Origin of the sequence: Ilumatobacter sp. (genome assembly GCF_046290335.1) — a bacterium.
GTDB lineage: Bacteria > Actinomycetota > Acidimicrobiia > Acidimicrobiales > Ilumatobacteraceae > Ilumatobacter_A.
This window is the reverse complement of record NZ_JBKAGH010000002.1, coordinates 348,955-361,548: the sequence shown is the minus strand read 5'-3', so window position 1 is coordinate 361,548 and position 12,594 is coordinate 348,955. Positions and strand designations below refer to the sequence as shown.

At 66.7% G+C, this 12,594-nt stretch carries 15 protein-coding genes; 10 read left to right on the top strand and 5 right to left on the bottom strand.

Annotated elements, in window-relative coordinates; all coding sequences use genetic code 11:
• Positions 1–10: 10 nt before the first annotated feature.
• The gene (gene aat / locus ACE37B_RS10210; RefSeq protein WP_409923221.1) at positions 11–682 is read right to left on the bottom strand and encodes a leucyl/phenylalanyl-tRNA--protein transferase; all 672 of its coding nucleotides are present in this window, start codon (positions 680–682) and stop codon (positions 11–13) included.
• 78 nt (positions 683–760) lie between these two features.
• A complete protein-coding gene (locus ACE37B_RS10205; RefSeq protein WP_409923220.1) occupies positions 761–1,639 on the bottom strand; it encodes a 3-hydroxyacyl-CoA dehydrogenase family protein in 879 nt (292 codons plus the stop codon).
• Positions 1,640–2,009: 370 nt separating this feature from the next.
• Here ACE37B_RS10205 and ACE37B_RS10200 point away from each other — a divergent pair, with 370 nt between their 5' ends.
• Together ACE37B_RS10200 and ACE37B_RS10195 are read left to right on the top strand one after the other, a co-directional pair.
• On the top strand, positions 2,010–2,660 hold the full coding sequence (locus ACE37B_RS10200) for a hypothetical protein (RefSeq protein WP_409923219.1): 651 nt from the start codon (positions 2,010–2,012) through the stop codon (positions 2,658–2,660).
• Positions 2,661–2,764: 104 nt separating this feature from the next.
• Positions 2,765–3,643, top strand: coding sequence for a hypothetical protein (locus ACE37B_RS10195; RefSeq protein WP_409923218.1), 879 nt, complete (start codon positions 2,765–2,767; stop codon positions 3,641–3,643).
• A 35-nt stretch (positions 3,644–3,678) separates the two neighbouring features.
• On the opposite strand, the gene ACE37B_RS10190 is transcribed toward ACE37B_RS10195, so the two are convergent.
• Positions 3,679–3,975, bottom strand: coding sequence for a helix-turn-helix transcriptional regulator (locus ACE37B_RS10190; RefSeq protein WP_409923666.1), 297 nt, complete (start codon positions 3,973–3,975; stop codon positions 3,679–3,681).
• Between the two features lie 115 nt (positions 3,976–4,090).
• The gene (locus ACE37B_RS10185; RefSeq protein WP_409923217.1) at positions 4,091–4,414 is read right to left on the bottom strand and encodes a hypothetical protein; all 324 of its coding nucleotides are present in this window, start codon (positions 4,412–4,414) and stop codon (positions 4,091–4,093) included.
• Positions 4,415–4,644: 230 nt separating this feature from the next.
• Between ACE37B_RS10185 and mbhE the strand changes: the two genes are divergently transcribed.
• The 8 genes from mbhE (at position 4,645) to ACE37B_RS10145 (ending at position 11,503) form a co-directional block, all read left to right on the top strand.
• Entirely contained in the window at positions 4,645–6,912 is a 2,268-nt protein-coding gene (gene mbhE / locus ACE37B_RS10180) for a hydrogen gas-evolving membrane-bound hydrogenase subunit E (RefSeq protein ID WP_409923216.1), read from the top strand.
• On the top strand, positions 6,909–7,403 hold the full coding sequence (locus ACE37B_RS10175; protein WP_409923215.1) for an MnhB domain-containing protein: 495 nt from the start codon (positions 6,909–6,911) through the stop codon (positions 7,401–7,403). The genes mbhE and ACE37B_RS10175 overlap by 4 nt, the downstream gene beginning before the upstream one ends.
• Positions 7,400–7,831 (top strand): sodium:proton antiporter, encoded by a 432-nt coding sequence (locus ACE37B_RS10170; RefSeq protein ID WP_409923214.1) that lies wholly within the window; start codon positions 7,400–7,402, stop codon positions 7,829–7,831. The genes ACE37B_RS10175 and ACE37B_RS10170 overlap by 4 nt, the downstream gene beginning before the upstream one ends.
• Positions 7,828–9,360, top strand: a complete 1,533-nt coding sequence (locus ACE37B_RS10165; RefSeq protein WP_409923213.1) for a proton-conducting transporter membrane subunit — start codon at positions 7,828–7,830, stop codon at positions 9,358–9,360. The genes ACE37B_RS10170 and ACE37B_RS10165 overlap by 4 nt, the downstream gene beginning before the upstream one ends.
• The gene (locus ACE37B_RS10160) at positions 9,357–9,926 is read left to right on the top strand and encodes a Na+/H+ antiporter subunit E (RefSeq protein ID WP_409923212.1); all 570 of its coding nucleotides are present in this window, start codon (positions 9,357–9,359) and stop codon (positions 9,924–9,926) included. Before ACE37B_RS10165 ends, ACE37B_RS10160 begins: the two co-directional genes overlap by 4 nt.
• Complete coding sequence (locus ACE37B_RS10155) at positions 9,923–10,213, top strand: monovalent cation/H+ antiporter complex subunit F (RefSeq protein ID WP_409923211.1); 291 nt, start codon at positions 9,923–9,925, stop codon at positions 10,211–10,213. The genes ACE37B_RS10160 and ACE37B_RS10155 overlap by 4 nt, the downstream gene beginning before the upstream one ends.
• The gene (locus ACE37B_RS10150; RefSeq protein WP_409923210.1) at positions 10,210–10,518 is read left to right on the top strand and encodes a cation:proton antiporter; all 309 of its coding nucleotides are present in this window, start codon (positions 10,210–10,212) and stop codon (positions 10,516–10,518) included. Before ACE37B_RS10155 ends, ACE37B_RS10150 begins: the two co-directional genes overlap by 4 nt.
• 130 nt (positions 10,519–10,648) lie before the next feature.
• On the top strand, positions 10,649–11,503 hold the full coding sequence (locus ACE37B_RS10145; protein WP_409923209.1) for a tyrosine-protein phosphatase: 855 nt from the start codon (positions 10,649–10,651) through the stop codon (positions 11,501–11,503).
• 62 nt (positions 11,504–11,565) lie between these two features.
• On the opposite strand, the gene ACE37B_RS10140 is transcribed toward ACE37B_RS10145, so the two are convergent.
• Positions 11,566–12,480 carry a peptidylprolyl isomerase gene (locus ACE37B_RS10140; RefSeq protein WP_409923208.1) on the bottom strand — a complete coding sequence of 305 codons (915 nt, stop codon included), beginning with the start codon at positions 12,478–12,480 and terminating at the stop codon, positions 11,566–11,568.
• Between the last annotated feature and the right edge of the window lie 114 nt (positions 12,481–12,594).

Here is a 12,594-nt window from a genome sequence, read left to right as displayed (position 1 = left end):
GAGCTGCGGCTCACCGGGCGGCGATGGCCTCGCGGAGTGAGCGGAGGTAGTCGGTGCGCGAGACGTCGACTGCGCCGAGCGAGCGCAGGTGGGGGGTCGTCCACTGCACGTCGAACAGCGTGGCGTCGGTCGCACGCAGCCAATCGATGCAGCCGACGAGCGCGACCTTCGACGCGTCGGTGAGGTGATGGAACATCGATTCGCCGGCGAACAGGCCGCTGATGCGCACCCCGTACAACCCGCCGACGAGTTCGTCGTCGCGAAACACCTCGACCGAATGGGCCCACCCCAACTGGTGCAGCGTCGTGTACGCGTCGACGATCGCCTGGGTGATCCAGCGGCCCTCTCGGTGTGGATCGCCGCATGCGAGGACGACGTCGGCGAAGCGGGTGTCGATTCGGATGTCGAACTTCGGAATCGCTCGCCGCAGCGATCGGCTCACGTGCAGCCCATCGATCGGGATGATGCCGCGCGGGTCGGGCGAGTACCAGGCGATCTTGCTGCGGCGACGGCCCGGGTCGACGGGCATCGGGAACAGACCGGTGGCGTACGCGGTGAGCAACGTGCCCGGTTCGAGGTCGGCGCCGATCGCGATCACGTCGTTGCCGGGCTCGGCGAGCGCCGGGTCCGGCAACAGGAACTGCGACGGCGGTGGGACGATCCGCGGTCGCTCGACGTGCATCACCCCAGTGTGGTCGCGCGAACCGTCAGCGCCCACGCTCCGGACACTGCGACGCGGCCCTGCCGGGCGCGGTGGTCTTCAGTACGTCCGGAATCCTCGACCGGTCTTGCGGCCGAGGTGGCCGGCGACGACCATGCGCTTCAGCGTGGTGGCGGGTGCGAAGTTCGGTTCGCGGAACTCGTCGTACAACGCTTCGAGGATGGAGACCGACGTGTCGAGGCCGACGAGGTCGAGCAGCGCGAACGGCCCCATCGGGAAGTTGCACCCGCCTTGCATCGCGACGTCGATGGCATCGATCGACGCCGTGCCCTGCTCCCACATCTTCACGGCGTTGTTCAAGTAGGGGAACAGCAGCGCATTGACGATGAAGCCGGCCCGGTCGACGACTTCGACTGCGTCCTTGCCGCAGGCCTCGGCGAACTGGATCGCTGTCGATACCGCGGCGTCGGCGGCGGTGATCGGACGAATGACCTCGACGAGTTTCATCATCGGCGCCGGGTTGAAGAAGTGGATGCCGACGACCGCATCCGGACGCGAGGTGACCATCGCGAGTTCCACGACGGGCAGCGTCGACGTGTTCGTCGCGAGGATCGCTCCGGGCTTCACGATCGCGTCGAGGTCGCGGAAGAGATCCTTCTTGATCGCGAGGTCTTCGACGACCGACTCGAGCACGAGGTCGCAGTCGGCGAGATCGGCGAGATCGGCCGTGGTGGAGATTCGAGCGAGGATGGCATCGCGTTCGTCGGCATCGAGGCGACCCTTGTCGACCTGCCGAGCGAGCCCGCTCTCGAGCTTGGAGACGGCGGCCTCGGCCCCCTCCAGGGTCCGGGACCGCAGCACGACACTGCGCCCGGACCGGGCTGCGACTTCGACGAGGCCGGCACCCATGATGCCCGAGCCGATGATGCCGACACAGGTGATGTCGGCGGCGCTGGTGATCACGCTGGTTTCGCTCATGGCCGCAACATAGTTACCGGTGGGTAAGTTCATGAAAACCGGGCCCACGGTCGTCGGTGCCGATCGATCTCGTCACCCGCCGACCACGGACGGTCGGTTCGGTAGCGTTGCTCGCGACCGGCACGCTGTGAGTGGGTTTCGATCAGTCATTCGCGCTGTCGGCACGAGTGCGACCGATGTGTACGAGGCGGAGGTGGAGCGTCGCGCTGAGGTGGAGCGTTGCGACCAGATCCGTTGGCGGCGCCGACGAGTGTGTGTTGGCGTCAGGGCGGTGAGCGACAGTGTGGGTCTGACCCACTCTGTCGTTTTCCGGTTGGCAGCTTCTGTCACCCGCTGAGACGGTGTGGAGCGTCCTGGTAATGTCCTCCCGATGACTGGCCGGTGGGGTGTCGGGGTCGTCGTGTCTGCTGCTGTGGTCGCGTCCGCGTGTTCGGGCGGCGATGGCGACGCTCCGGCGGCGCCGTTGGAGCCGACCGAGTCGATCGAGTCGATCGTGGTCGAGTCTTCCGTCGTCGCGACGACGACCACGTCCCCCAGCCCGTCGACCACCAGCACGACGAGTACCACCGAGCCGCCGCCGACGACCACTCTGGAAGACCTCCGCCTCGACATCGAAGCAGACCTCAACGAAGGCGAGCGGGTGTTCATCGCAGGTGGAGCAGCGCCTGGGGATCCTGGATCGCTCGCAGCGCTGGCGGACTACTTCATCGACGCCTCACTTGAGATTACGCAGGGCTTCTATCGAGAGTGGGCGCTCAACGGATGGACGCTTCAGCCAAATCCGGCTGTCGATTCGTCGAACAGTGTGCTGGAGATCGTCGAATCGTCGCCTGGACAGGTACGAGTGCTGGCGTGTCGGGTCGATGCGGCAGTTCTCGTCGACGGGACGGGTACACCTGTCAATGATGAGGTACTTCGCTATACCAACGTCAGCACAGTGGTCAGTGTCGATGGTGTTTGGCGCCTTTCAGGCGGCGAGACGGTCGCAGTTGAATCGGGAGGCGGATCTTGCGGTTCGTAGCCGCCGCATCACTGGCGTGGCTCTTGCTCTCCGCCGGGTCGGCCTTTGGCGCGGGAGGGAACACGACTGACACCAGCCCCGCACCCCAGCCGGCTCCGGTGGTGGTGGATTCGGGTGGGACGTTCGAGGTGCGGGCGCGGTTCAATGGGGTGGTGGTGACCGAGGGTGGGTCGGGTGGTCCGCGGTGTTCGTGGCGGCGGTTCAGTACGGGGGAGTACGAGGACTTTCTCGATATCACCGTCGACGTGGATCCGTTGCCGCTTCCGGTCGTGCCTGACCTTCCGTCGGGTCGTGAGCCGACGCTCGAGGAGCTCGAGGCGCACCGTGCGGCGACGGAGGCCTATGAGGTCGAGGTGGTGCGGCGGGCGGAGGCGGAGCGTCGTGAGCAGATCCGACGAGCGGAGCCGACGAGTGTGCTGTGGCGTCAGGGGGGTGAGGTGATCGCCCATGGGTTCTACGGTGTTTATTGCCCCGGTGCTGCGGTGGATTTCGTGTACGTGGCGCTGGATACCGATGATGCGGTGTTGTTGGAGGAGATCGAGGCGTTGATGCGTGGTCGGCTTCCGGTGCCCGCTCCCGACGTGAGTCCGGGGGTGGAGGTTGGTGGGATCGTCAATGTCGGGTTGTGGTTGGCGATCGAGCCGCCCGCGGTGCCGGTTCGGTTGACGGCCGAGGCGGGTCCGCGTTGGGTGTCGATCGTGGCGGTCCACACCGAGTCGGTGTTCGATATGGGTAATGGTGACCGGGTTCGTTGCGGGGGTGTGGGTGATCCGATCGTCGATCTCGACACGGTGGAGGCGTCGCCGGTGTGTGGGTACACGTATCGGCAGCCGTCACCGGCGGGGGTGGGCTTTGTGTTGTCGATTTCTTCGGAGTGGGTGTTGCCGTGGGTTTCGTCGTCGGGGTCGGGGGTGTTGTCGCATACGCAGACGGTCGCGTTCGATTACGACGTCGACGAGGTCCAGACCGTCGGACGCGGGTGAGCGACAGAGTGGGTCTGACCCACTCTGTCGCTCGTTCAGTCGCGGAGGGAGGCGATCAGGTCGCCGACGGTGTGGTCGGCCTCGAGCGGGTGGCGCAACTTGACCGAGGTGTTGATCTCGTAGCGGTTGCGGCGGCCGATCCGTTCGGCGGTGACGTAGCCGTTCTCCTCCAGATCGTGGAGGATTCGAACGACCGCGCCGGGGGTGATGCCGACGACGTGGGCGATGTCACGCTGACGGAGCTCCGGGTCGTGGCTGATGGCCAGCAACACGTGGGCGTGATTGGTGAGGAAGGTCCACGGTGGCATCTCGAGTTGTGGGTCGGTCAACATGTCGCTCAGACCGAACCGATCCGGGGTGCTGTGTTCGAGTGTGGACATTTCGATGCTCCGTGAGAAACGTGGCGGTGGCGCCGCTGGGGTGTGGCGCCGTGGCCTGCTGATGCCGTCAATCCGTCAGACCCCACGCGAGGCGAAGCGCTGACAGCCGTCGTTCGCACCGGCACAGCGAATCGTCGATCTCGGTGTCGAGGTTGGGGTCGACGACGAGCTGCAATGTGTGGGAGGTGATGCGCCGCTCGAGATCGTCGAGTTGGCGAAGGAGGCGGCTGCGTTCGCCGGTCGCCACGTGCGGTTCGACCGTCCAGAGTTCGTTGCAGGATCGTTCGAGCTCGCCGAGACGCTCGGTGGGACTGGTCCGCCACGACGCGGGATCGACGGCCGGACGATCGACGGCCGAGAGCGTGGCATCGGTTCCTGTCGGCTGTGCCATGACTCCAACGTAACAGCTATGTTCAAAAATAGCTATTCGAAAATCGATACCCACGACATGGTTCGCGGTTCGCGTTGGGGCGGGCTGAGCCAAGCCAGCGATGCGTGGCCCGTCGGTCGGGTTGCGTTGGTGGTCAGGCTACGCCGTGGAGGAGCGGCGTGCGGTGAATAGGTACAACATATCGTAGCTATTGAGTTGTATTTGAATTGGGTGAACTGTACGTTGCCCACGTGATCTGGGTACTGCTCCTCCTCCACGTCGCGGCGGTCGCTGCGATCCTGGTGGTGCAGCCGTTCGTCGACCTGCGACGAAGCGTTTTCGTGATCGCCGCCGTCCCGTCGCTGGCAACCACGATCTGGTCGATCGGGGTCCTGCGGTCCGGTGAGCCAGCGACGGCGTCGCTGTCGTGGGTGAGTGGTCTCGACCTCGAGTTCGCGTTCCGTGTCGACGCACTGTCTGGGCTGCTCTCGATCATCGTCTCGGGCATCGGTGTGCTCGTGTTCGTGTACTCGATGGGCTACTTCGGAGCGACATCGGCCGGCCTCGCCCGTTTCGCCGCGACGCTGCTGTCGTTCTCGACGGCGATGGTCGGTCTCGTCTGGGCCGACTCGGTCTGGACACTCTTCGTCTTCTGGGAGCTGACCTCGATCACGTCGTTCCTCCTCGTCGGACACAAGCACGTCGATCCGTCGGCACGAACCTCGGCGCGTCGAGCGCTGCTGATCACCGCATCGGGTGGGCTGGTGCTGCTCGCCGGCCTGCTGGTGTACGCCGACGGCGCGTCGACGTCGCTGCGCGACGTGCAACCTTCGACGGGCACAGGTGCCGCTCTGGCCGGCGTGTTGGTCTTGATCGCGGCCGCGACGAAGTCGGCGCAGGTGCCGTTCCACGTCTGGCTGCCGGGAGCGATGGCTGCGCCGACGCCAGTCAGCGCGTATCTGCACTCGGCGACGATGGTCAAGGCCGGTGTGATCGTCGTGTTGTTCATGCAGCCCGCGTTCGCCGAGACCGGGCCGTGGACGCCGCTCGGCCTCACCTTCGGCTTGCTCACGATGGTCTGGGGTGCGATCGGCGCGCTTCGTCACGTCGACGCCAAACTCATCCTGGCGTGGGGCACCGTGTCGCAGCTCGGCTTGATGATCGCCTTGCTGTCGCTCGGCTCGCCCAAGGCGACCTTTGCCGCCGTCTCGATCCTGGTCGCGCACGCAGTGTTCAAGGCCGCGTTGTTCATGGTGGTCGGTGAGATCGACGTGCGCACCGGCACTCGTGACGTGCGCGAACTGTCGGGGTTGTGGCGCACGATGCCCGTGGCGTTCATCGTCGCGCTGGTCTCCGGTGCGTCGATGGCCGGTGTGCCGCCATTGCTCGGATTCCCGGCCAAGGAAGCGGCGATCGAGGCCGCGTTGGCACTCGACGGCGCGGAACGGGTCGTGCTGCTGGTCGGTGTCGTCGGCGGTTCGATCCTGACGGTGGCGTACACGACGCGATTCCTGGTCGCTGCGTTCGGTGGCCCGGTGCGTGCCGACGGGGTCACGGTGACCCGACGCCGACCGGCGATCTCGGTCGTCACCGGCCTGCTCGCTGCGTGCAGCGTTGCCGGCTTCGTCATGCTCGGACTCGTCGGCGACCTGGTGCGCGACGCCGTCGTGCTCGTCGATCCCGACGCGGTCGTGTACAGCCTCATCCGCTGGCCGGGGCTCAAGACGGCGTTCGTGCTCTCGATCATCATCGTGGCGGTCGGCATCGTGCTCGGGATCCCGCTGGCCCGACAGCTCGACCGGGTGCCGCGTCCCATCGGTGCCGACGCGGCCGACGGCATCGTCGACCTCACCCTCGTCGCGGCGCGTCGCATCGCCGCTCGCGTGCAGCACGGATCACTGCCGGCCTACATGGTCACGACGACCATCGTGGTCGGCCTCGCAGCGACGCCCTTCGCGGGCGTCATCGACCTCCACGCGCTCGAACTCTGGGATCATCCACTCCAAGGCTTGATCGGCGTGCTCGTCGTGCTCGCTGCCGCGGGAACCGTCTTGGTGCGCAGTCGCTTGGGCGCCGCACTCGGACTCGGTTCGGTCGGCTTCGGTGTGGCCGGGCTGTTCGTCGTCGAGGGGGCACCCGATCTCGCGCTCACACAACTGCTCGTGGAGACGGTCGTCGTCGTCGGCTTCGTCATCGGTCTCGGACACCTCAGCCGTGACTTCCCCGTGACGAGCCAGCTGTGGCGTTCGGTCCGCATCGCAGCGTCCACGTTGATCGGCGTTGCGGTGGCGGTCGGTCTGGCCGCCAGCGCCTCGCGGCCGACCGGTCAGCCGCCGCTCGAGCGTTTCTCGGTCGAGGCGGCCGCCGAGGGCGGCGGCAACAACATCGTCAACGTGATCCTGACGGACATGCGCGCGCTCGACACGCTCGGCGAGATCGTCGTGCTCGTCGCCGTGGCGGTGGGTGTGGTGTCGCTGGCTCGGGCCCGTACCGGTGAAGAAGTGGAGGAAGCAGCATGATCGCTCCACGTTCGATGGTCGTACGCAGCGGTATCCGCATGGCGAGCCCCCTTGCGGTCGTCGTCGGCGTGATGCTGTTCTTCTCCGGGCACAACCAGCCGGGTGGAGGGTTCGCGGCCGGGCTGGTCTTCGGTGCCGTGGTCGCGCTGCGGTCCGTCGTCGGGTTGTCGTTCCCGCGCAACTCGGCATTGATCCTCGCGATCGGTGGCGTCATCGCTGGCGCCGTTGCGCTCACACCGATGCTGGCCGGTCAACCGCTCCTCGACATGGTGGTCGTCGAGCGCGAGCTACCGCTCCTTGGCAAGGTCAAGGCCGGCACGGCGCTCGTGTTCGACCTCGGCGTCTCGTTCATCGTGGTCGGCTTGGTCGTCGCGCTCGTCGACGGGCTCGGCGCCGTCGAACTCGACGAGCCGCACGAGTCCGCTCGGATCCGCCCTGACGGCGCACCGGAAACGTCGGCGACCGTCACGGCTGGGGAGGATGCGTCGTGAGTCTGTCGATGATCCTCGTCGTCGGTGCCCTCACCGGGATCGGCACCTACCTGGCCACGTCTCGCGTGCTCTCGCGCATCGTGTTGGGCTTCGCGCTGCTCGGCCACGCAGCGGTGCTCGCGCTGATCACCGCGGGTGGCCCGGCGGGCGATCCGCCGCTCGTCGATCGAACCGAACCTGCCGATTCGTCCAACCCACTCCCGCAGGCGCTCTCGCTGACGGCGATCGTCATCTCGTTCGGTCTCACACTGTTCTTGCTCGCCCTTGCCCGGCGGCAGCAGAAGGTGACCGGCAACGATCTGGTCGAGGACGACATCGAGGATCGCCGGATCGCGACCACCCGAGCGTCTCGTTCCGCCGGTGACGGCGATGCTGTCGGCGAGGGCTCGGGTCGAGCGGTCCAGGCAGACGAGGACGGCCCGTCGTGAGCAACCTCGTCGCACTCGTGGTCGGCCTGCCGCTCTTCTCGGCGATGGTGTCGCTCGGCGTCCGCCGCCACGGACTCCTCCGCGACATCGTGACGATGGGGACCATCATCGCCGTGTCGGTGATGTCGTTCGTCCTCCTGGTCCACGTCGAGGCGAACGGATCCGTCGTCGTGCGCGTCGGCGACTGGTCACCCGATCTGGGCATCGTCCTGGTCGCCGACATGTTCGCGGTCCTCGTGCTCGCCGTTGCCATGGTCACCATCTTGCTCGTCGAGATCTTCGCGATGGGCCAACGCGGGAGTCGGCTCGGCGCCGACCCCACGATCGTCGGCCCGATGCTGCTGGTCCTCACGGCGGGTGTCGCCCTGTCGACGCTGACCGGTGACCTCTTCACCCTCTTCGTCGCCTTCGAGTTGATGCTGGTCGCCAGCTACGTACTGTTGACCCACCAGGGTCGAGCGGGCCAGGTCCAGTCCGGCATGACCTACGTGGTCATCAACCTGTTTGCCTCGACGATGTTCCTCTTCGGCGTGGCGTTCGTGTACACGGCGACCGGCACGGTGAACCTGGCCGAGTTGGCCGAGCGGATTCCCGAGCTGAGCGACGGAGTCCGTTGGGGCATCGGACTGTGGTTCCTGGTCGTGTTCGGTACCAAAGCGGCGATGTTCCCGCTGTTCTCCTGGCTCCCCGACAGCTATCCGACCGCGCCGACCACGATCACGGCGGTGTTCGCCGGGTTGCTCACCAAGATCGGCGTGTACGTGATGATCCGCTTCCACGTGCTGACCGGGATGGACGACCTCGGGCCGATCATCTTGATCCTCGCCGGGTTCACGATGCTCGTCGGCGTGGCCGGCGCGCTCGCTCAAGACGACATGAAGCGCATCTTGTCGTTCCACATCGTGAGCCAGATCGGGTACATGTTGATGGGGCTGGGACTTTTCTCCGTCGCCGGGATCGCCGGTGCGATCATCTTCCTCGTCCACCAGATCCCCGTGAAGACCGTGCTGTTCCTCGTCGGCGCGTTGGTCGAGAGCGATCGGGGAACCTCTGCTCTCGATCGTATGAGTGGGCTCGTTTCTTCTCGACCGTGGGTCGCCGCGATGTTCGCGCTGCCAGCGCTGAGCCTCGCCGGGCTGCCCCCGTTCTCGGGGTTCGTCGCGAAACTCGCGTTGATCGATGCCGGCGTCGCACAGGCATCGGTGGCGATCGTGGTCGTGGCGCTCGTGTGCAGCGTGCTCACGTTGCTGTCGATGGCGAAGATCTGGATGGGGATCTTCTGGGGCGTGGACGATCGAGCGTCGGACGACGTCGACACCGAGCCTGCCGTGATCCGGTCGCGGGGTTCCTGGAGGACGATGTCGATGGCGGCGGGCGCAGCGACCGTGCTCACGATGGTGATCGCCGTGCTCTCCGGCCCGCTGTGGGACATGAGCGAGCGGGCGGCGACGGAACTGCTCGACGGCGACGTGTACATCGCCGCCGTCCTCGACCCGAGCGGCGACGCGTCGGAGGTGGCCGAGCCATGAGTTCCACGCGTGTCGATCTGCGTCGTACCGTCACCGTCCGGCGCGCCATCACGGTCGTCCTCCTCACCGCTGCCTGGTGTGCGTTGTGGCGGGCGTTCAGCGTGGCCAACGTGGCATCGGGGCTGCTGGTCTCGAGCGCCTCGTTGGCCGTCGGCGTGCGAAGCGACACGCGTGGTGGCGTGCGCATCCTGCCGCTGCTCCGACTGCTCTGGCTGGTGTCGGTCGACCTCGTGGCCTCCACCGTCACGGTGGTGCGCGAGGTCCTGACACCGACCGACCACACCGACGAAGCGATCGTGGCGGTGCCCATTCCGAAGGGGAGCGAACATCACCTGCTGTTGCTGTTCGTCGCGATCACCGTCACGCCCGGCACGGCGGTCGTCGCCTCGGAGTCCGATGCGACGATCATCTACCTGCACGTCCTGCACGCAGACCGCGTCGACTCGGTCATCGAGCACGTCCGAACCATCGCCGAGGTGGCCAACCGAGCGCTGCCGCACGCCCAGGGTGCTCCGGCCGACTTCGACGACGGCCCGGTGCCGCCCAAGCAAGGAGCAACACCGTGACGCCCGTTCACTTCGCGTTCGCCGGGCTCGTCTTCGCCGGCTTCGCCGCGCTCTGGCGGCTGCTCATCGGGCCCACGCTCGCCGACCGGATCATCGCGCTCGACCTGGCGCTCATCGCGCTGATGGCGGGGATCGCGATCGATGGCGCCAATCGTGAGGACACGACCTGGCTGAACCTGCTGATCGTCATCGCGATCATCGGGTTCACGGCCACGGTGGCCACGACCCGATTCATGGAACACAAGGGCCCCATCGACGCGCCAGATGAAGCGGAGTCGGCGTCGTGAACCCGATCTCGTCCGTCTTCATTCTCATGGGCGTCGGGATCGTCGTGATGGCGGCGATCGGGCTGCTGCGGTTCTCGACCCCGTACGCACGCATCCACGCCGCTGGCAAGGCGAGCCCGGTGGCGTTCCTCGTGTTGTCGATCGGGGCCGGGATCGAGCTCGGCTGGTCGGGTGCGGCACAACTCGCCGTCGCGTCGGGGGCGCTCGTGTTGACGCTGCCGATGGCGGTGCACCTGCTGTTCCGCGCGATCCACCAGACCGATCGGTCCTCCGACCCGATGGTCGACGAGCTGCGACGACCGTGAGCGCGGCGACACGCTCGCCGGGCTTCGCGACTGCATCGCACCCTGTCGCAGCCGGTCGTGTGACGCATCACCGGCCGTCGTTCACCGCGATTTCACCTCACCGTGACCCTCGATCGTTACGGTCCGGGCCATGACGACCGTGACGACTTCCACGACCGTGACGAACGAAACGACCGTGACCGGCCCGAACTCCGAGGCGATCCTCACGTCCGAGTTGGCGGTGGTCGACGATGCGCGCCGCGTGATTCCGCTGAGCGCGGTCCACAACTTCCGTGACCTCGGTGGCTATCGAATCGCCGACGGCCGCACGATCGCATGGGGTCGACTGTTCCGCGCCGACGGACTCCAGCGGCTCACGAGCGACGATCTCGGTGTGCTCGACGCACTCGGGGTGCGCACCGTCATCGACCTGCGTACAGGACAGGAACTCGACGAGCACGGCCGCTTTCCGGTCGAGAAGTATCCCGCCGACTTCCATCACCTGCCGATCATCGACGCGACCTGGATGCGTGACGAAGTACCGGACTTCCCCGACGACGAAGGTGGCTCCATCGACTTCCTCGTCTGGGCGTACCGCGACATGCTCGAACGGGGCGGCGATCGCTTCGCGATGGCGCTCCATCTCCTGACGCTGCCGGGTGCGGCTCCTGCCGTGTTCCACTGCGCTGCCGGCAAGGATCGCACCGGAATCCTCGCAGCGTTGATCCTCGGGGCACTGGGCGTGTCGGAGGAGGCGATCATCGCCGACTACGCGTTGACCGGCGCAGCGATGGATCGCATGCGGGCATGGGTCCTCGCCAACCACCCGGAGATGGCCTCGCAGATGGGTGAGACACCGTCGTTCATGCTCGCCGCGCATCCGGACGCGATCCGCCAGATCCTGACCGACCTCATCGCCGAACACGGGTCGATCCGTGGCTACGTGTCGTCGATCGGTGTGGGAACAGCCGAACTCGCCGAACTCGCCGACGCCTTGACGCCCTGAGTGACGTACTGATCGACGCATGCGCCGAGGGTCGCGGTCAACGGGCCGCGGATCAGGCGTGATCAGGCGGTGGCGATCTGCACGTCGATCAGCTCGACCGGTGCCGACGGGGTGCCGCTGCTGTCGAGTGAGCCGCGAGCGTCCATCTCGGTCACCGTGCCCAGACCTTCCTCGCTGATCTGTCCGAAGAGGCTGTACGCCGGCGGGAGCGCGACGCCCGCGTCGCCGGTGATGATGAAGAACTGGCTGCCCTGGGTGTCGGGGCCGCTGTTCGCCATAGCGAGCGAACCGACCTGGTACTGACCGGCCGGGGGGAGCTCGTCGAGCGTCGAGTAGCCGGGCCCACCGGTTCCGCTGGCCGTCGGGTCGCCGCACTGCACGACGAAGTCCTGGATGATGCGATGACACACGGTGTCGTTGAAGTAATTGTTCCGGGCGAGGAACACGAAGCTGTTGACCGTGTTCGGCGCTGCCTGCTGGTCGAGGTCGACTTCGACCACACCGAGATTGGTGGTGATGACGGCGGTGTAGTCGATCTCCGGATCGAGGCAGAACGGCGGCGCCTCGTCGAAGGTCTGGGTCTGCTCGTCGGTACCGGTGATCGGTGGACACCCGTCGGGGACCACTTCGGCGTCGTTCACTTCCACGGTCGGGACGGCGACGGGTTCGGCCGGGTCGGTCACCACCGGCGCGGTGTCGACGTCGTCGACGACGGAATCGCCGGTGGCGTCATCGGTCGACTCCTGCGTCGCGCCGCCGGTCTCCGTGTCGAGCTCCTCCGCGGCGTCCGAGTCGCTGCTGGAATCGTCGTCGCCGAGGAATTGACCAGCGAGGAAGACGAGGCCGAACACGGCGACGATCGAGCCGACGACGATGACGGCGATGCGAGTGACCCGAGCGCGAGACGCAGCCTTGACCAGCTCCTGTTCGCGTTGTGCTCGATTGGCCTTTTGACGTTCACGTTTCGCGGTGCCCACAGAGGCGAGAGGCTACCGCTGCCTCGCGGTGTGCGGCCGTCATGCGGCACCTCGCGGTCGTGGTCCCGGTCGACGGGCGTGCAGCGCAGGTCGCCCGCGGACCAGGTCACCCTT

Excerpts from the sequence above, each read along its gene's own strand:
- ACE37B_RS10190 (WP_409923666.1), bottom strand. The coding sequence starts at position 3,975 with ATGTTGACCGACCCACAACTCGAGATGCCACCGTGGACCTTCCTCACC.
- ACE37B_RS10205 (WP_409923220.1), bottom strand. The coding sequence starts at position 1,639 with ATGAGCGAAACCAGCGTGATCACCAGCGCCGCCGACATCACCTGTGTC.
- ACE37B_RS10200 (WP_409923219.1), top strand. The coding sequence starts at position 2,010 with ATGACTGGCCGGTGGGGTGTCGGGGTCGTCGTGTCTGCTGCTGTGGTC.
- ACE37B_RS10160 (WP_409923212.1), top strand. The coding sequence starts at position 9,357 with ATGAGTTCCACGCGTGTCGATCTGCGTCGTACCGTCACCGTCCGGCGC.
- ACE37B_RS10175 (WP_409923215.1), top strand. The coding sequence starts at position 6,909 with ATGATCGCTCCACGTTCGATGGTCGTACGCAGCGGTATCCGCATGGCG.
- aat (WP_409923221.1), bottom strand. The coding sequence starts at position 682 with ATGCACGTCGAGCGACCGCGGATCGTCCCACCGCCGTCGCAGTTCCTG.
- ACE37B_RS10185 (WP_409923217.1), bottom strand. The coding sequence starts at position 4,414 with ATGGCACAGCCGACAGGAACCGATGCCACGCTCTCGGCCGTCGATCGT.
- ACE37B_RS10145 (WP_409923209.1), top strand. The coding sequence starts at position 10,649 with ATGACGACCGTGACGACTTCCACGACCGTGACGAACGAAACGACCGTG.